16 protein-coding genes are annotated in these 17,345 nt (G+C 72.3%); 13 read left to right on the top strand and 3 right to left on the bottom strand.

Annotation, left to right across the window (positions count from 1 at the left end):
* The 8 genes from ACZ5CR_RS42395 to ACZ5CR_RS42360 form a co-directional block, all read left to right on the top strand.
* Nucleotides 1-408, top strand: a 408-nt coding sequence (locus ACZ5CR_RS42395) for a phosphopantetheine-binding protein (protein WP_468868198.1), incomplete at its 5' end; no start/stop codon positions are given.
* Between the two features lie 144 nt (nucleotides 409-552).
* Nucleotides 553-1,347, top strand: coding sequence for a 2OG-Fe dioxygenase family protein (locus tag ACZ5CR_RS42390; protein WP_468868195.1), 795 nt, complete (start codon nucleotides 553-555; stop codon nucleotides 1,345-1,347).
* Nucleotides 1,344-2,462 carry a [LysW]-lysine hydrolase gene (locus ACZ5CR_RS42385; protein ID WP_468868189.1) on the top strand — a complete coding sequence of 373 codons (1,119 nt, stop codon included), beginning with the start codon at nucleotides 1,344-1,346 and terminating at the stop codon, nucleotides 2,460-2,462. Before ACZ5CR_RS42390 ends, ACZ5CR_RS42385 begins: the two co-directional genes overlap by 4 nt.
* Nucleotides 2,459-3,478, top strand: coding sequence for a lysine biosynthesis protein LysX (gene lysX / locus ACZ5CR_RS42380; protein ID WP_468868187.1), 1,020 nt, complete (start codon nucleotides 2,459-2,461; stop codon nucleotides 3,476-3,478). Before ACZ5CR_RS42385 ends, lysX begins: the two co-directional genes overlap by 4 nt.
* Nucleotides 3,479-3,513: 35 nt before the next feature.
* The gene (locus ACZ5CR_RS42375; protein WP_468868184.1) at nucleotides 3,514-3,906 is read left to right on the top strand and encodes a hypothetical protein; all 393 of its coding nucleotides are present in this window, start codon (nucleotides 3,514-3,516) and stop codon (nucleotides 3,904-3,906) included.
* Between the two features lie 5 nt (nucleotides 3,907-3,911).
* The gene (locus tag ACZ5CR_RS42370) at nucleotides 3,912-5,204 is read left to right on the top strand and encodes a DegT/DnrJ/EryC1/StrS family aminotransferase (protein WP_468868181.1); all 1,293 of its coding nucleotides are present in this window, start codon (nucleotides 3,912-3,914) and stop codon (nucleotides 5,202-5,204) included.
* A 1-nt stretch (nucleotide 5,205) separates the two neighbouring features.
* Entirely contained in the window at nucleotides 5,206-6,054 is an 849-nt protein-coding gene (locus ACZ5CR_RS42365; RefSeq protein WP_468868177.1) for a transketolase, read from the top strand.
* Nucleotides 6,051-7,115 carry a transketolase family protein gene (locus ACZ5CR_RS42360; RefSeq protein WP_468868175.1) on the top strand — a complete coding sequence of 355 codons (1,065 nt, stop codon included), beginning with the start codon at nucleotides 6,051-6,053 and terminating at the stop codon, nucleotides 7,113-7,115. The genes ACZ5CR_RS42365 and ACZ5CR_RS42360 overlap by 4 nt, the downstream gene beginning before the upstream one ends.
* On the opposite strand, the gene ACZ5CR_RS42355 is transcribed toward ACZ5CR_RS42360, so the two are convergent.
* A complete protein-coding gene (locus tag ACZ5CR_RS42355) occupies nucleotides 7,112-8,038 on the bottom strand; it encodes a GNAT family N-acetyltransferase (protein ID WP_468868173.1) in 927 nt (308 codons plus the stop codon). The two genes, ACZ5CR_RS42360 and ACZ5CR_RS42355, sit on opposite strands and share 4 nt — an antisense overlap.
* Here ACZ5CR_RS42355 and ACZ5CR_RS42350 point away from each other — a divergent pair, their 5' ends adjacent.
* From ACZ5CR_RS42350 to ACZ5CR_RS42335, 4 genes are all read left to right on the top strand, one after another.
* Nucleotides 8,039-8,668 (top strand): hypothetical protein, encoded by a 630-nt coding sequence (locus ACZ5CR_RS42350; RefSeq protein WP_389916962.1) that lies wholly within the window; start codon nucleotides 8,039-8,041, stop codon nucleotides 8,666-8,668.
* Nucleotides 8,665-9,684: a BtrH N-terminal domain-containing protein gene (locus ACZ5CR_RS42345; protein WP_468868168.1), complete on the top strand. Its 1,020-nt coding sequence runs from the start codon at nucleotides 8,665-8,667 to the stop codon at nucleotides 9,682-9,684. The genes ACZ5CR_RS42350 and ACZ5CR_RS42345 overlap by 4 nt, the downstream gene beginning before the upstream one ends.
* Nucleotides 9,685-9,743: 59 nt before the next feature.
* The gene (locus ACZ5CR_RS42340; protein ID WP_468868164.1) at nucleotides 9,744-10,739 is read left to right on the top strand and encodes a TauD/TfdA family dioxygenase; all 996 of its coding nucleotides are present in this window, start codon (nucleotides 9,744-9,746) and stop codon (nucleotides 10,737-10,739) included.
* Between the two features lie 199 nt (nucleotides 10,740-10,938).
* A complete protein-coding gene (locus tag ACZ5CR_RS42335; RefSeq protein ID WP_468868162.1) occupies nucleotides 10,939-12,048 on the top strand; it encodes a transaldolase family protein in 1,110 nt (369 codons plus the stop codon).
* Between the two features lie 42 nt (nucleotides 12,049-12,090).
* On the opposite strand, the gene pabB is transcribed toward ACZ5CR_RS42335, so the two are convergent.
* Together pabB and ACZ5CR_RS42325 are read right to left on the bottom strand one after the other, a co-directional pair.
* Complete coding sequence (gene pabB, locus ACZ5CR_RS42330; RefSeq protein WP_468868159.1) at nucleotides 12,091-14,220, bottom strand: aminodeoxychorismate synthase component I; 2,130 nt, start codon at nucleotides 14,218-14,220, stop codon at nucleotides 12,091-12,093.
* A 106-nt stretch (nucleotides 14,221-14,326) separates the two neighbouring features.
* Nucleotides 14,327-15,079: a methyltransferase domain-containing protein gene (locus tag ACZ5CR_RS42325; RefSeq protein WP_468868157.1), complete on the bottom strand. Its 753-nt coding sequence runs from the start codon at nucleotides 15,077-15,079 to the stop codon at nucleotides 14,327-14,329.
* A 340-nt stretch (nucleotides 15,080-15,419) separates the two neighbouring features.
* Here ACZ5CR_RS42325 and ACZ5CR_RS42320 point away from each other — a divergent pair, with 340 nt between their 5' ends.
* Complete coding sequence (locus ACZ5CR_RS42320) at nucleotides 15,420-17,345, top strand: helix-turn-helix domain-containing protein (RefSeq protein ID WP_468868152.1); 1,926 nt, start codon at nucleotides 15,420-15,422, stop codon at nucleotides 17,343-17,345.

Genomic DNA, 17,345 nt, shown 5'->3' with positions numbered 1-17,345 from the left:
CTCCCCCCAGCCATGATCCCCACCTACCTCACCCACCTCACCACCCTCCCCCAACACCCCAACGGCAAGACCAACACCACCCAACTCCCCCCACCAGAAGGCCTGGTGGAGCGGCGCGAGCGGGTGGCACCACGTACCGCCGACGAGTCCGCCCTCGTCGAGCTGTGGTCCGAGGTGCTCGGCGTGCGGGACATCGGGGTCGAGGACGACTTCTACGACGTGGGCGGGGACTCGCTGCGCGCGGTCCAGGTGTTCCAACTGCTCTCGGACGCGGGCTCGCCGGTGCCGCTGTCCGTGCTGCTCGGCAACCACACCATCGAGCAACTCGCCGCGCGACTCGGTGAACCGTCCGACAGCGACGAACCGGCCGACGCCGAACCGGCACCCGAGGCAGCCCTCGCGGGCTGACGCCTCCCACCAACTCTCTGACGCACGCACCACCACTCGCGACCACCTCCCTGACGCGCACCACCACGCGTGACCAACTCCCTGACGCGCACCGCCCGTAACGACACCGCCCGGCAGTCCGGGCGGCCGAATGGAGAGCTCCGTATGGCCACCGCACCCGTGATCACCAACCAGGCGATCGGCGCAGCAGCAAGCAGTGACGCAGGCGCGGACCGCGCCCTGGCGACCGAGCTCGCCGGATCGGAGCTCTTCATCGAGGGCTTCACCGTGCTGCGCGCCGCCCACACCCCCGACCGGTTCACCCCCGAGACCCTCTCCTCCTTCCAGGCCCTCTGGGACGACCTGGCGCTCGACCAGAACCTCGGCGGCAGCACCTACCGCTACCGCCGCTACGGCCGGGTGCGTGCCGAGATCACCGGGTCGGAACCGGAGTTCACGCCGCTGGAGCACTCCGTGTTCCAGCAGTCCGCCGAGCACATCCCGATCCACATGGGCCGGGCCCGCCTCTTCGAGCCCGTCGCCCAGGAGCACCTGTCGCACCCGGTGCTGCTCCGCCTGCTCGCCGACGGCCTGCGGCTCATCCGCAGCGGCGACGACCGTACGCGGTGGGAGATCGGGCTGCACTTCGTGCGCACCATCGCCGGTGCCACACCGGGACTGCCCACCCCCGAGGGCCGCCACCGCGACGGGCACGACTACATAGGCATGCACCTGCTCGGTCGGCGCGGCTGTGTCGGCGGCGAGTCGATCGTCTACCGCGACGGGCGTCCGGACACCCGGCTCACGCTGCTCGACCCGCTGGACGGGATGGTGGTCGTGGACGCGGCGATCATGCACGAGGTCACGCCGATCGCGGCGACCGACGGCGAGGGCGTGCGCGACATGCTGCTCGTCGACTACAACGCGATCGGCCCGGCCGCCGGGGAGTCCAGGCCGTGAACGAATCCCGCTCCGCCGCCACGGCGCCGGCAGAACCCGACCCCGTACCCCTGCTGCTCGAACTCGTGGGCACGCCCTCCGTGTCGGGCGGCGAGGAGACGGCCGCGCGGGCTCTTGTGCGCTGGTTCAAGTCGGCCGGCTTCACCGCGTACGTCGACGACGCGGGCAACGCGGTCGGTGAGACCGGTGGAGCCGATGGTCCGGTGATCATGCTGCTCGGGCACATCGACACCGTGCCCGGCATCCTGCCCGTCGTCCGTGAGGGGGACGTGCTGCACGGCCGGGGCACCGTCGACGCCAAGGGCCCGCTGGCCGCGATGGCATGGGCCGCGGCCCGCGCCGCGAACACCGGTACCGCAGCCCGGATCGTCGTGGTCGGGGCCGTGGAGGAGGAGCGGGAGTCCAAGGGGGCGCGCCATCTGATCGACCGGTACGCACCCGACGCGCTGGTGATCGGCGAACCGAGCGGGGTCGACGGGGTGGTGCTCGGCTACAAGGGCATCCTGCGTCTTCGCTACGAGGTCGAGCGTCCTGCCGCCCACACCAGCAGCCCGGAGGAGAAGGCCACCGAGGTCGCCACCGGGTTCTGGTCCGGGCTCCGGGACAAGCTGGCCCTGTTCCATCCGGACGCTCCCTTCTTCGAGCAGGCGCTGCCCGCTCTGGTGGGGATGAGCGGTGACATCGAGCGGGCCGTGCTCGACATCTCGTGCCGGGTTCCGCCGGGCTTCGACACCGACGGCCTCCTGGACTGGCTGACCGAGCGGGCCCGCGGCGGCCGGATCACCGTGGTGGAGCGGACCGACGCGGTCCGCTCGTCGCGCACCGACCCGGTGGCGCGGGCGCTGACCGCGGCCATCCGGGGACGCGGTCGCAGGCCGGTCGCCAAGGTCAAGCTCGGCTCGTCCGACATGAACGTGGTGGCGCCGCACTGGGGTTGCCCGGTCGCGGCGTACGGGCCGGGCGACGCGAGTCTCGACCACACCGACCACGAGCACATCGACCTGCGCGACTACCGGCTCGCCATCGACGTACTGACCGACGCCCTCGGGCTCCTGACCGACGCGCTCGGCCGGGTCCCGGTGGGCGCGGGCGAGAAAGCGGGTGCATCCCAATGACCGATCCGACGACCGATCCGATGACCGACTCGGCGACCGGCTCGACTGCCGACTCGGCGACCGGCTCGATTTCCGATCCGACCACGCCCGGCCCCTTCATGGCCGACAGTGACCCGGCCGCGCCGATCGCCGTGCTCCACTCGCGCATCCGCGTCGAGGAGCGCCGTCTGCTCGACGAGTTCGACCGGCGCCGGGTGCGCTACGAACTGCTCGACACCCGTACCGCGGTGTTCCGCCCGGACCAGCCCCGGCTGCCCTACCGGGGCGCGCTGAGCCGGGAGATCTCGCACACCCGGAACGTGTACGCGACACGGCTGCTCGAACACGCGGGCCTGACCGTCGTGAACAGCCACGACATCATCACCACGTGCGGCGACAAGCTGCTGACCACGCTGCGGCTGCTCGACGCGGGCATCCCCACTCCGCGTGTCCTGGTGGGTCTGACCCCGGACGCGGCCCTCGACGCCCTGGAAGACTTCGGCTACCCGGTGGTGGCCAAGCCCCTCACCGGATCCTGGGGGCGGCTCGGCGCCCGGCTCAAGGAGCGCGAGACGGCCGAGGCGGTCCTTGAGCACAAGGCGGCCCTGACAGGACCGCAGCACCAGATCACCTACATCCAGGACTACGTGGACAAGCCCGGCCGCGACATCCGCGCGTACGTCTTCGGGCGCGAGGTGGTCGGCGCGATCTACAAGTACTCCGACCACTGGCGCACCAACACCGCGCGCGGTGGACGCCCGGTCGTCTGCCCGGTCGGCCCCGACCTGGAGAAGCTCCTGGTCGCCACCGCGGAGGCGATGGGTGAGGGCGTGCTCGCGGTGGACCTCCTTGAGGGCCCGGACGGCGAGCTCTTCGTCAACGAGGTCAATCACACGCCCGAGTTCCACGGCGCGATCGACGTCCTGGGCACCGGCATGGTCGGCCGCTACGTCGACTACGTACTGGACCGCCTCGACCATCTCGACCGTATCGACCGTCCCGGTCACCCGCTCGACCCGACCCCCGCCGTCCGGTGACGGCCACGCCCCGCAGCGACCTGGAGACCGTCCCCATGACGCCCCTGAACGCGCAGACCGCGACTGCGACCGCGACCACGGCCTCGGCCGCGAAGGTCACCGTGATCCAGCTCGACGCGCCCGTGCCCTGCGACGGCCGCCTGCTCGCGGTGCCGCCCGGCCATTACGACTGGATCCGCCTCCTGGTGGCCGCCGACGACCCGGCCGAGGTCGACGAGGAGGTGTGGCTGCACTACCGCGAGGGCGCCGACCCCGAGTGGCTGCGCACCACAGGACCGGCCGACGGCGCCCTGCGCACCGCCCGCGTCCCGGTGCCCCGGCGCTCGGAGCTCGTCGGACTGCGGCTGCCGAACAGGACCGGACTCACCGTGCACGCCCTCGACTTCGTCGGCCCCGACCGCGCCGCCGGCCTCCCGAACGGAGCATGACCACCATGACCAAGCTCGCCATGTTCGGCGGCACCCGCACGGTGACCGCCCAGGACGCCGATCCGGCCCTCATCGGCTGGCCGGTGGTGACCGACGCGGAGCGCGAGGGCGCCCTGCGGGTCTTCGACAGCGGCCAGTTCACGTCCAACAACACCGACGGAGAGGTCCAGCTCCTGGAGCGGGAGTGGGCCCGGTACGTGGGGACGGCGCACTGCGCGGCCGTCTCGAACGGCACCGCCGCCATCGAACTCGCCCTGGCCGCGGCGGGGATCGAGCCGGGCGCCGAGGTACTCGTGCCCGCGTTCACCTTCATCGCCAGCGCGATCGGCCCCGTGCAGCGTTCGCTGCGGCCGGTGTTCGTGGACATCGACCCGGTCACCTTCTGCATGGACCCGGCCGCCGCCGAGGCCGCGATCACCCCGCGCACCCGGGCGGTCATCGTGGTCCATCTGCACGGCCTGCCCGCCGACATGACCGCCTTCCGGGCCCTTGCCGACCGGCACGGGCTGCTCCTTGTCGAGGACGCGGCCCAGTCGCACGCCGCGACCTACCAAGGGGCGCGCACCGGCTCGCTCGGCGACATCGCCACCTTCAGCCTCAACGTGGTGAAGAACCTGCCGACGTGCGGCGAGGGCGGTCTTGTCACCACGGACTCGGCAGAGCTGCACCGCCAGGTCGAGCTGCGCCGCCAGTTCGGCGAGCAGCTCCAGGGCGCCAAGGAGCGCGACTACCGCTCGCGGCTGCTCGCGGGCAACGAGAAGCTGAGCGCCGTGCAGGCCTCCTTCGCCCGCGCCCAGCTGGACCGCCTTGACGAGTACCACGCGGCCCGCACCCGCAACGTGACGGCGTTCCTCGACCGGGTCGGCGCGCTTCCCGGCATCCTGACCCCGCACACCCCGGCCGACCGCACCCACGCCTGGCACATCCTGCGGCTGCGCTTCGACGTGACGGCGATGGGTCACGCCGGGGTCGAGCCCGGTGCGATGCGCGCGATGCTCCACCGCGCGCTGCGCGCCGAGGGCGTGCCCGTGCAGCCCTACCAGGTGGTTCCGCTGCCCGGCCAGCCCGCGTTCCGCGAACTCGGCCACCGGGCCGAGGACTTCCCGGTCACCTGTGAGGTCATCGAGGACTCTCTCACCCTCCAGCGCTGGCACCTCAACCCGTCGTCCGGCCCTGTGCTCCAGCGCATCGCGGACGCCTTCGAGAAGGTGTGGGGCCATCTGGACGTGCTCGGCACCGCCGCCGCGGGCCAGCACCACCGCCCCGCGTGGCGCACGGCGCAGAAGGCGGGGGTCTGACATGAGCGACGTACTGATCCCGCGGGCCCCCGTGTCGACCGCCGAACTCGCCCAGCTGGTCCGGGAGCAGATCCTGGAGATGGGCACGAGCCCCGACGGCACCCACGTCGGCGGCAGCCTCTCGGCGGCGGACATCATGACGCTGCTCTACAACGAGGTGCTGCGGCTGCGCCCGGACGAGCCCGACTGGGCCGACCGGGACCGTTTCATCCTGAGCAAGGGGCACGCGAGCGCCGCCCTCTACGCGGTGCTCGCCGCCCGGGGCTTTTTGCCCACCGAGGAACTCGCGTCGTACGGGGTGACGGGCGGGCGCCTCGCCGGGCATCCGCTGCGCCGCCTGCCGGGCGTCGAGTTCCCCTCGGGCTCGCTCGGGCACGGTCTCTCGCTCGGCGTGGGCAGCGCGCTCGCCGCCCGCCGTCAGGGCCGCCCGAGCCGGGTGTTCGTGCTGATGGGCGACGGCGAGATCCAGGAGGGGTCGGTGTGGGAGGCCGCCATGTCGGCGGCGCATCTGCGGCTCGGGAACCTGACCGCGATCGTCGACCGCAACCGGCTCCAGATCACCGGCCACACCGAGGAGCGGATGGGTCTCGAACCCCTCGCCGACAAGTGGCGCGCGTTCGGCTGGCACACGGTCGAGGCCGACGGCCACGACCTGGACGCGCTGCGGGCCGCCCTCACGGCGCCGCCCGCACCCGATGACCGGCCGACGATGGTGATCGCCGAGACGGTCAAGGGCAAGGGCGTCCCGCTCTTCGAGGACAAGAAGAAATCGCATTCGGTGAAGCTCAGCCCGAATCTGCACCGGCGTGCGCTCGCCGGTCTGCGGGCCCGATCGAGGAGGCAGCCGTGACCGTCGTCGACGACGTCGCCAAGACCGTACCCGTCGCGGAGAAGGTCGCGGACAAGTTCGCGGACGAGACGCCCGAGATGGCCGAGACAGCCGAGACAGCCGCCTGGCGGCAGAAGTACGAGGCCGCCAGCCGGGACGTGTACCGGGCGACCCTGCTCGATCTCGCCACGTCCGACCCGCGCATCTTCGTGGTGGACACCGACATGGGCGGGTTCGAGGACGGCTTCGAGGCCGAACTCCCGGACCAGTACGTCAATGTGGGCATCGCCGAGGCGAACCTGATGGGCGTTTCGGCGGGGCTCGCGGCCGACGGCCTGGTGCCGTTCGCCAACACCATCGCCTCGTTCGCGGCGACACGTGCCTGCGAACAGATGAAGGTCGACATCGCGGGCAACAACCTGCCGGTGCGCATCGTGGGCACGCACGGCGGGTTCTCGGCGGGCCACTACGGCCCGACCCACCACGCCCTGGAGGACGTGGCGATCCTGCGCACCCTGCCGAACCTGACGGTGGTGGTGCCGGCCGACGCAGCCGAGACCGAGTACGCGATCCGCGCGGTCGCCGACACCGACGCCTTCCCCGGCCCGGTCTACATCCGCCTCGGCCGCAAGGCGACGGGCCTGGTCCACGAGGGGCCGTACGCGTTCCGCATCGGCCGGGCCGACGTGCTGCGCGGCGGCGACGACGTGACCGTGGTGGCGACAGGACCGCTGCCGGTCTCCGAGGCGCTCGCCGCCGCCGACCTGCTCGCCGCGCGCGGCATCGGCGCACGGGTCCTGAACATGCACACCGTCAAGCCGTTGGACGAGGCGGCGGTCCTCGCCGCGGCACGCGAGACGGCGGGCCTCGTCACGGTCGAGGACCACGTCCTGGTCGGCGGGCTCGGCGCCGCGGTGAGCGAGCTGACCGCCGAGCACCACCCGTGCCGGGTACGCCGGATCGGAGTGCCGGACGGCTTCCACGACGAGGTGGGCAGCGAGCGCGAGCTGCTCGCCCTTGCCGGAGTGACCGCGGAGCGGATCGCCGCGGCCGCCGAGGAGGTGATCCGCCACGCGCCCTAGGAACGCGCCGGGAGGTCCCGCGGAATGCTGCGGCACAGCGCGAGGACGGGATCGGCGAACGTACGGGGCATCAGGAAGGGCGCGACATCGGCCGGTCCCCGGTCGAAGGTCAGCAGATCCCCGTACGCCGGGTCGGTCTCGACCCGGTCGGCGTGAGCGGCGAGCAACTCCCGCCATTCTCCTGCCTCTTGTGCCTCTTGGCCCCGATCCGGCCAGGCGTCGCTGCCGAGGTGGTGGTCGCCGCGGGCCCGGTTCCGGCGCGCGGCGAGTCCGGCGAACTCGTCCGGTCCTGTCACTGCCGTGAGCACGGCCGATACGCGGCCGTCGCCGGTGGCGAACCAGTCCACCAGGGCGGTTCCCACGGCAAGGGTGCCGGTGGGATGCGGATGGGCGGCGGGCTCGGGCGGTGTGTCGAGCGCCCGCTCCATCGTGACCTCGGACAGTGGCTTGTCCGGGTTGGGGAGGTAGCGGACGGTGCGGTAGCCGAGCCGGGCGTAGACCGGGGGGTTGCCGCGTTCGACGACCGCGTCGAGGACCACCCGGTCCGCGCCGGCCGCCGCCGCGTCCGACTCAAGGGCCCGCACCAGACGCCGGGCGAGCCCGGTGCCGAGGGCCTCGGGGGCCACGCCGAGCCGACGTACCTCCCAGGCGTCCGCCCCCTTGGGCACCGCGCGGATGCTGCCGAGCAGTCGTCCATCGGCGTCCCGGGCGATCCAGAGGCCCGCACCCGCCGCGAGATCGGCGCTCACCACATCGGCGGACTCGGTCGCACCGTCCGGCGCGGGCAGACCGGGCAGCGGATCGGCGTCGGCGAACGAGGCCCGGGTGACCGCGGCCACCTGGCCGACGACATCCGATGTGACCGCCGGACCACCGCCGAATCCCATGAACGCAACGTCTATCGCACTGTCAAGGAGGTTCATATGGCGAACCTAATCGAGACCGCCCCGGCACGGGTGGACACCGACGTGTTCACCCCGGTCGACCTGGAAGGACTCTTCAACGGAATGGGTGTCTCCGCGCCCAGGCGCTGGCCGACCACCGGCGGCTTCAACGTATGGGGGAACACCTTCCCCGCGGAGGGCCTGCCCGGCGAGGAAGGCGAGGCCGTCGTCGAGGGCGTCCCGTTCCGGCTGCCGGGCCGTGGCCCCGCCGTGGCCGGCGGCTCGCTCGACAACCTGCGCTGCCGGGGCCAGTCGGTGACGCTCCCGGCGGCGGGCGAGCCGCAGTGGATCCATGTGCTCGCCGCCGCTGAGCGCCGCACCGAGGACGAGCTGGTCCTGCACTACGCGGACGGCGCGACCCGCCGCCAGTGGCTGCGCGTCTCGGACTTCTGGCCCGAGACCGACCAGCGGTTCGGCGAGCTCCTCGCCTTCCGCACCCGCTACCTGATGTATCCGCGCCATTCGCAGCACAACATGCGGCCGTCCGTCTGGTCGCAGCGGGTGCCGGTCACCGTGCCAGGCACCGTGACGGCCGTCGAACTCCCCGACAACCCGGCCATGCACCTCTTCGCCATGACCCTGGAGACCCGAAGGACGGTAGAAGCATGAGGGTGGAGCTGTCCGACATCGCCCACTGGCGCCACGACCTGGGCCACTGCCTGCACACCACCATGGGCGGGCTGCTGCGCCACCACGGCCTGGATCCGCTCCAGGTGCTCGGCGCGCACTGGGGTTTCTTCCACCGGCCCGGCGACGTGCGGCGCGAGGAGTACTTCTTCCCGCTGCACCGCGACGGCCTCCTGGAGAGCATGGCCCCGCACCACCCGGTGTGGTCGCGCTGGCACTGGCCCCAGGACGCCGCGTCCGGCTGGCGCGAGGTGCGGGCCGCGATCCTCGCGGGTGCGCCCGTCGCGGTCGCCGCCGACAACTTCCATCTGCCGTTCCGCCCCGCCTACCGCGATGTGCACACCAATCACCTGCTCACCGCGTACGGCTTCGACGACGAGCGCGACCTCGTCCTGATCTGCGACTCGGTCCCGCCGCGCTTCCAAGGCGCCATCCCCATCGGCCAGTTCACCGACGCCCGCGACTCGGCCAACCCGGTGCTCCACGACCGGGACCTGTTCTTCACCGACAACCCGGTGGCCAACCGCTGGCTGGAGATCGGCGTCGACGGTGAACTCCCGCCGCACGACCGGGACTTCGTTCGCCAGGTGCTCGCCGCCAACGAGGCGGGCTTCGGCAGCGGCCATCCGGGCCCCGAGCTGTCCGGGCTCGCGGGCCAGCGCAGGTACCTCGACGAGCTCGGCGACCGGCTCGCGGCGGGCGACGCCTCCGTGATCGACGAGACCTTCATCGTGACCGGCGCCGTCCTCGCGATGACCGGCGTGCACGGCGACTATCTCACCGCCACGGCCCGCGACTTCGACTCCCCCGCCCTCCTGGAGGCGGCCCGCACCGTGGACCGCGTCGCCCACCACTGGAGCGCGCTGCGGATCGGGGTCGCCATGGCCCGCGAAGAACCGGCGGTTGCGGAGACCTCCGTACGCAACCGGGCCAAGCACCTCCTGGCCGACCAGGAACTCGCACTCGACCGGCTGCGCGCAGCGGCGCGATCACTGTGACCCCGCCGCCGCCCGGCCCCTCCGCCGCACCCCGACCGCCCGTGAACGGAAAGGCCCCCATGCCCGACACGACGATCCACACCCTGCCCGCGCATCTGCGGGAGGCGTTCGCCGAAGAGGTGCACGCCCGGGTCGCGGCCGGCGCGCTCGGCGACACGGTGCTCGCCCGCCCCGAGTGGCAGCTGCCCGAGCCGCTCGCCACCGACCTGCGCGACTGGCTCGCCGCGCCTCACCCGACGGACGGCTACCGGGTGGTGCGGGGCCTGTTCGACGGCTTCGCCGAGCCGGGCCCCACCCCCGCCCACTGGTCGGCCACCGACCCCGCCGACTCGGCGGCGCACGACGTGGCGCTCGCCCTCGCCGCGCGGCTTCTGGGCCGGGTCTTCGGCTGGCGCGACCAGCAGGACGGCCGGATGGTGCACAACATCCTGCCCAGCCCCGGCTGCGAGGAGATGCAGGTCGGCGCGAGCAGCACGGTGCCGCTGGCCTGGCACAACGAGGACGGCTTCCATCCCGAGCGGGCCGATCTGCTGCTGCTCGCCTGCGTACGCAACCCGGACCACATCGGGACCCGCCTCGCGGGCATCCGCAGGGCCCCGCTGTCCGCACTGACCGTCGAACAGCTGCGCCGCCCCGCCCTGGTCATCGAGCCCGACGACAGTTACGAGGACGAGGACGCCGTCCATCAGGAGCGGGTCCCCATGGCGACCGTCTGGGACGGCGACGACGGACTGTGCGTGCGCTACGACCCGTCCTACACGCGCCCGTTGACCGACGACCCGCGGTTCGCCGCGGCGTACGAGGAGTTGGGCGCCGCCTTCGAGGAGTGCGGGTTCATCGTGCCGCTGGAGCCCGGTGACCTGCTCGTCGTGGACAACGACGCGGTGGTGCACGGCAGGGTCGCGTTCCGGGCCCGCTACGACGGCACCGACCGCTGGCTCAAGCGCGTTCTGGTGCGGGCTCCTCGGGTCCGCCCGGCCGGGGAGCTCCTGGAGCACGGCTACCAGCAGGAGCGGGTGCACCCGGAGCGTCAGCTGCTCTCGGTGGAGGCCTGAGCCGCCGGGCCGCGCGGGCGACTTTGTCAGGTGCGGCGGTTTTCTGCCCTGCCAGTGACAAAGTCCATGGGCCCGACTGGCTGTTGGGGACGCGCCTGCCTACCGTCGGCTCAATGGCTCCGCACCATCGAAATCACGGAACGAGACGCCCATGGGCAGCACGTCGTCACGGCCCCGGGCCGATGCCGAGGAGACGAGGATGACGACCGACCCGCTCAGGCAACTGCGCGCGGAGGGACTGTCCTTGTGGCTCGACGGCGTCGACGGCCGGCTGATCGAGAACGGCACCCTCGACCACGCGGTCGACGCCCTCGGTGTCACCGGCGTGACCTGCGCACCGGCCGGCGACGGCGGTGACCCGGGCGTTCTCGGATCCCGGCAGGGCAGGACGGCCGTCGGCGAGTCGGCCGCGTACGGGGCTGCTCCCGCCGAGGTCGCGCGCACGGTGGCGGCCCGCGGCGCACGTGCGGTGTGCGCGGCGCTCCTGCCGGTGTGGTCGGCGAGCCGCGGCGCCGAGGGCATGGCGTGCGCGCCCGTGGGCCACACCCTCGACGCGCGGTCCGCACTCGCCGAGGCACGCTGGCTGCACTGGACGGTGGACCGGCCCAATCTGCTGGCCGGGCTTCCCGCCGACCCGGTGGGCATGGCCACGATGAGCGACTGTCTCGCCGAGGGCATCGGGGTCGCCGTGGGCCCTGTGTACGGCGCCGAGCAGTATCACCAGGTTCTCGACGCCTGGCTGAGCGGCCTGGAGCGGGCCCATGCCGCGGGCCTGTCCCTGGCCGGGATTCCGGCCGCCGTGCACATCCCGGTGAACGCGATCGAGGAGGCGGCGCGTCCGCTGCTCGCCGCACACACCGGACCCGCCGCGCAGGGCCTTGACCAGCGCATCGGCATCGCGGTGGCCCGGCTCGTGTTCAGCGCGTACGAGAACGTCCTCGACACCCCGCGCTGGCACGAGCTGGTCCGTGCGGGCGCCCGTCCGCACCGCCTCGTGTGGTCGGTGGACACGGATCAGGCCGCAAGGCTCGCGGGCGGCCTGATCGCCGAGGGCACGGCGCAGTCACTGACGGCCGAGGGTCTGCGGCTGCTGTCCGGGTCGGTGGTCCCCATGGAGGGCGACACCCTGTCGGGCCGGACGGCCGCCGCCCACGCCGACCTGGAGCTCCTGTCGGACCTGGGCGTCGAGTGGCCCCGGCGGGTCAAGGAGCTGGGGCAGGACGCCCCACGCCGGCAGAACGACGCGTGGCACGCCCTGGTGGACGAGGTGGCACAGGCGATGGAACAGGCCGGTCGCCACCCCTGTTGAGCGGTGCGGGGCGGCGACCGGAGTGCGGGCGTGGACGACGGGTCAGCCCGCGACCGGGGTCAGCGCGCCCGCGCGGCCCGGGAAACCGGCGTCGGTGAGGCCAAGGAGCGGGGCCGACTTCACCGCGGTCTCCTCGAACTCGTCCGCCGGGTCGGACAGCGCGACGATCGCCCCGCCGATCCCGTACGCGGCCCGCCCCGGCGTCAGCACCAGGGTCCGGATCACCACGCTCAAGTCGGCGGCCCCGGAGAGGGAGAAGTAGCCGATGGCGCCCGAGTACACCCCGCGCGGGCCCGCTTCGAGGCGGTCGATGAGCTGCATGGTGCGCAGCTTCGGCGCCCCGGTCATCGAGCCGCCGGGGAATGAGGAACGTACGCAGTCCACGGCCGTGACCCCGGGCCTGAGGCGTGCCCGCACCGTGCTGACCAGCTGGTGCACGCTCGCGTACGTCTCCACGCGGAAGATGTCGTCGGCCTCCACGGTCCCGACGGCGGCGCACCGTCCCAGGTCGTTGCGGACCAGGTCGACGATCATCAGGTTCTCCGAGCGGTCCTTCTCGCATGCCGCGAGTTCCCTGCGGATCGCCTCGTCCTCGACGGGATCCGCGCCGCGCGGCCGGGTGCCCTTGATGGGCCGCGACTCGGCGCACCCGTCGGCGCTGATCCGCAGGAACCGTTCGGGCGACGTACTGAGGACGGAGACGTCACCGAAGCCGAGCAGCGCGCCGAACGGCGCCGGGTGGGAGCGGCGCATCGCCCGGTAGGTCTCCCACGGGTCGGGCGAGCCGTCCGCCTGTGCCATGTTGGTGAGGCACACCTCGTACGTCTCACCGGCCGTGATCTCGTCCTGGCACTCCTCGATGAGCGCGAGGTAGCGGTCCCGGTCGTGGCGCAGGCGCAGTCCGGTGAGCGGCTCCTGGGGCGTTGGTACGGGCAGTGTGCGTCCCGCCAGAGTGCGCAGCCGTTCGGCGGTGTCGTCAAGCCAGGCGCGGGCCGCCCGTTCGTCGCCGTCCTCGGCGAGCGCGAGGAGGTAGCTCGTGCCGGTGTGGTGGTCGAGCACCACGGCCCGGTCGGCGAACACCATCACCGCGTCGGGCTGTTCGGCCCGGTGCGCCGCGTCGCCACCGCACTGCGCCTTGAGTTCGTAGCCGAGGTAGCCGACCCAGCCGAGCGCGAACGCGAACGGCAGCTCCGGGAGTTGGACGTCTACGGCACGCAGGTCGCGGTCGATCCAGTCGAGGAAGTGCTCGGCGACGAGCTGCTCGGCCGGGCCGCCCGCCCCGGACACGGTGACCGTGCCACTGGCGACGTCGGCGGTGGCGACCCGGGCGAGCGGCCCCGCGGCGTCGCCGAGGAAGGAGAACCGGCCGATGCCGTCGGAGCGGCTGCTGTCCAGCCAGAACGAGTGCGCCGAGCCACGGAACAGGGCGTCGAAGGCCACCTCGTCGTCCCAGCGTGTGGTGAGGAAGTCGGTGAGCACCCGCAGCTGCCGTCGGGGAGCCGCGGGGACCTCGGGAGTCTCGGGGGTCTCGGGAGCTGCGGTGGTCCGTGCGGGAGACAGTGCCGTACGACGTTTCCCGCGTCCGGAGCGGGCGTGGTGCTCGGTGACCAGTTCCTGGAAGCCGCGCAGCAGCTGGTGCCCGTACGTGGTGCGGATCGACTCGGGATGGAACTGCACGCCCCAGCGCGGCAGTTCACGGTGGGCGATGCCCATCACCGTGCCGTCGTCGCTCCACGCGGTGGCCACCAGCTCGTCCGGCAGATCGGTGACGGCCAGCGAGTGGTAGCGCACCACCTCGAACGGGGTGGGCAGCCCCGCGAACAGGCCCGTCCCGTCGTGCCGCACCATCGACGTGCGGCCGTGCCGGGGCTCGGCCGCCCGTACGACCCGCCCGCCGTGTGCGCGGGCCAGGCCCTGGTGTCCCAGGCAGATGCCGAGGACGGGCAGGTCGCCGTGGTCGAGGACGTCCTGGCAGAGCCCGAAGTCCGCCCGCCGCTCGGGGGTCCCGGGGCCCGGCGAGAGCACCACCGCGTCGAAGCCGTCGAGCAGCTCCGGGCTCCATCGCGTCTCGTCGTTGCGCAGCACGACCGGTTCGACGCCGGTCACCTCCGCGATCTGGTGGAAGAGGTTGTAGGTGAACGAGTCGTAGTTGTCGACCAGAAGCGTGCGCACGGGGACCTCGCTGGAGGAAGGGAGCGTCGGATGGTCGGATACGGTCCTGCGGGGCTGGACCTGCGGGCTGGGCCTGCGGGGTGGACCTGCGGGCCGCGCGGAGCCCTCAGAGCACGGCCGGGACGATCTCCAGAAGCAGGTGCTCGACCATCAGCTCTCCCTCGGGCACGAACTGCGAGCGCAGCGTGCGCAGTTCGCGTCCCTCCTGCGCCGCCATGGCGTACAGCTCGTCGAGGTCACCGCGCGAGCTGAAGTGCAGCAGCGCCGCGCCGCCCGGCGTGAGCCGCTCCCCGGCGCCCGCGAGGAAGCGCCGGTGGGCGGCGTAGCCGGGGTCGACGTAGGCCGCGTCGTGCGCGGAGCCGTAGGTGTGCCCGGCCGGCGCGAGGACGTAGTTGGAGCTCCAGAAGACCAGGTCGAAGCGCTCGGCGGGGTCGAGCCCTTCGAACATGTCGCTGTACACGGCCTCGACCCGGTCGGCCACGCCGTGCCGGGCGGCGTTGAGCCTGGCGTTCTCGACGGCGCGCGGGTTGATGTCCGACGCGACCACGCGGTCGCAGCCGGCCAGGGCTCCGGTCACCGCGATCATCCCGGTTCCGCAGCCGATCTCCAGGAGGGAGCCGCTGCGGGGCGTGAGGACCTCCTCGGTCCAGCCGAGGAAGTCGAGCCCTATTCGGGTCGACGGCGAGTAGATGGGGGCGAAGACCTCGTCGAGCAGGTCCCAGGTGCGTCCGCGCAGTTCGAAGGTGTGCGGACGGTCGGCACGAGTGCGTGACACGGCGCTGCGCGCCAACGAACGCTCGTAGTCCCGTACTTCGAACTCCGCGTTGACCGATTCGGCGACAATCTGCTTCTGCTGCATACCGACTGTTCCCCCTAGGTGACCCTCAGCGGTGATCCCGGTCGTCCTGGTGGGAGCGACCGGATGCCGAGGAGTCTTGTTCGGGGGCGGTCCGGCACGGAAGGTGACCGGTCAACACACCAGAGTGGTCACGGTGGTGCTGTGGCCACTGCCCCGCACCCCAAAGGCGCCCAAGCAGTGACAAAAGCCGTCGGAGAACGGACGGCGGGAGGCCGGGCATCCGGAGGGAGCAGATCCGTTAATGCACACGAAGAGTTAGCAATTGACCATGGACAGGCACTTCGCTTACATTCCGACCTGTCTCACCTAGCGAGCCACCCCTTGACCTGGAGGACGAGCCTTGACACTGGACTCTGTCCCCACGCAAGCCGCCGCTCTGGCCGTACTCGAACTCCTGGCCAAGGAAGCACCCGCTTCCGCGTACGACGAACTCGCCGCGTCGACGCGGCGACTCGGCGCGTCCGAGGCGGAACTTGAGGAGCTGCGCGCCGCGTTGGAGCTTGGCCTGGCCGTGCGGACCCAGCTCGGCCGGCGCCAGCAGCGCGAGGCCGGGCTCTCCGCGCTCGTCGACACCGCGCGCGACCTGACGCTCCCTTACGACCTCGACACCCTGCTCAAGGTGATCACCCGGCGCGCGCGGCTGCTGCTCAACCTCGACATGGCCTACATCAGCTTCCACGACGAAGAGGCGGGCGACAGCTACGTGCGCACCGCCGACGGGCACGCCACCGCGCTCACCGTCGGCTTCCGGGTGCCGCGCGAGGGCGGTCTCGGCAGCGCCGCGCGGCAGAACACCGCACCGTTCTGGACCCATGACTACATGGCCGACGACCGCATCACCCACCACCCGGTGATCGACGACGTGGTCCGCGCGGAGGGTCTGCACGCCATCCTCGCCGTGCCGCTGCGCCACCGCGAGACGTCCTTCGGCGTGCTCTACTCCGCCGACCGCGACGTACGCCATTTCACCCCGGGCGAGATAGCCCTGATGTCCTCGCTCGGCGACCTCGCCACGGTGGCCATCGAGAAGGCCCGGGTGCTCAGCCAGGCACGGATGGACATCGCGGACCTGGAGCAGTACGGCGCCCGCGCCAAGTCCGAACTGGCCGCGGCCCACCGCGTCAACGGCATCCACCGCCGCATGATCGACCTGCTCCTCGAAGGCTCCGGTCTCGGCGCACTGACAGAACTCGCGGCGGAGTCGCTCGGCGGCACGGTCGCCGTCCTCGACCTCGGCAGCCGTACGCTCGCCGCCACCGGCGAGCTGCCCGCGGCGGACCTCGCCAGGGTCGCGGGCGCCACCCTGGAGGCCCAGGTCGCCCAGGAGCCGATCCAGCTCACCGACACCGGCTGGCTCGCCCCGGTGACGGCCGGTACCGAACGCCTCGGCTCGCTGCTCCTGCACGCCGCCGACGCCCTTTCCCCCACCGATCTCGAACTGCTCCAGCTCACCGCGGGAACCACGGGTGTGCTGCTCCTGATGCAGCGCAACACGGCGGTGGCCGAGAGCCAGGTGCGCGACGAGTTCTTCGACGCGCTGCTCAGCCCCACGCAGCGCCCGCTGCCCCAACTGCGCGACCGCGCCCGGAGTCTGGGCCTCGACCTGGAGCGCGCGTACACCGCCGTGGTCATCAGGCCCGAGGGCGGCTCGCAGGGCCGTGCCGTGGTCTGGGCGTCGTCGTACGCCCTGCGCTTCGGCGGCCTCTCCCGGGTGCGCGGCGGCTGCATCGTCCTGCTGCTGCCCTCCGAGGACCCCGGCGCCACCGCCCGGCAGATCTCCCGCGAACTGACTCCGCTGCTCGGCCACCCCGTCACGGTGGGCGCGGCGGGCCCGTCCACCCGTATAGAGGACATCGAGCCGACCTACGCGGAGGCGGTCCGCTGCCTCAACGCCCTGAGCGCGCTCGGCGGCAGCGGATCGACCGCGTCCGCCCGCGAGTTGGGCTTCCTCGGTCTGCTGCTCGGCGACCGCCACAGCGTGGGCGACTACATCACGCACGCCATCGGTCCGGTCATCGACTACGACACCCATCGCTTCACCAACCTCGTACAGACCTTGGAGGCGTACTTCCAGTCGGGCAGCAGCCCCACGTACGCCGCCGAATCCCTGCACGTCCACCCGAACACCGTCTCGCGCCGCCTGGAACGCATCACCGCGCTCCTGGGCGAGGACTGGCAGGATCCTTCCCGCGCCCTGGAAGTCCAGTTGGCCCTGCGCCTGCACCGCACCCGGGAGACGCTCGACCCTGAGGCGGGCGAGGGGTAG

The sequence above is a fragment of the Streptomyces sp. NPDC031274 genome (assembly GCF_055570235.1).
Note: the sequence above shows the minus strand (reverse complement) of the source record. Positions and strands in the feature narration are given on the sequence as shown.

Excerpts from the sequence above, each read along its gene's own strand:
- ACZ5CR_RS42335 (WP_468868162.1), top strand. The coding sequence starts at position 10,939 with ATGACGACCGACCCGCTCAGGCAACTGCGCGCGGAGGGACTGTCCTTG.
- ACZ5CR_RS42325 (WP_468868157.1), bottom strand. The coding sequence starts at position 15,079 with ATGCAGCAGAAGCAGATTGTCGCCGAATCGGTCAACGCGGAGTTCGAA.
- ACZ5CR_RS42370 (WP_468868181.1), top strand. The coding sequence starts at position 3,912 with ATGACCAAGCTCGCCATGTTCGGCGGCACCCGCACGGTGACCGCCCAG.
- lysX (WP_468868187.1), top strand. The coding sequence starts at position 2,459 with ATGACCGATCCGACGACCGATCCGATGACCGACTCGGCGACCGGCTCG.
- ACZ5CR_RS42365 (WP_468868177.1), top strand. The coding sequence starts at position 5,206 with ATGAGCGACGTACTGATCCCGCGGGCCCCCGTGTCGACCGCCGAACTC.
- ACZ5CR_RS42350 (WP_389916962.1), top strand. The coding sequence starts at position 8,039 with ATGGCGAACCTAATCGAGACCGCCCCGGCACGGGTGGACACCGACGTG.
- ACZ5CR_RS42375 (WP_468868184.1), top strand. The coding sequence starts at position 3,514 with ATGACGCCCCTGAACGCGCAGACCGCGACTGCGACCGCGACCACGGCC.
- ACZ5CR_RS42340 (WP_468868164.1), top strand. The coding sequence starts at position 9,744 with ATGCCCGACACGACGATCCACACCCTGCCCGCGCATCTGCGGGAGGCG.
- ACZ5CR_RS42390 (WP_468868195.1), top strand. The coding sequence starts at position 553 with ATGGCCACCGCACCCGTGATCACCAACCAGGCGATCGGCGCAGCAGCA.
- ACZ5CR_RS42355 (WP_468868173.1), bottom strand. The coding sequence starts at position 8,038 with ATGAACCTCCTTGACAGTGCGATAGACGTTGCGTTCATGGGATTCGGC.
- ACZ5CR_RS42345 (WP_468868168.1), top strand. The coding sequence starts at position 8,665 with ATGAGGGTGGAGCTGTCCGACATCGCCCACTGGCGCCACGACCTGGGC.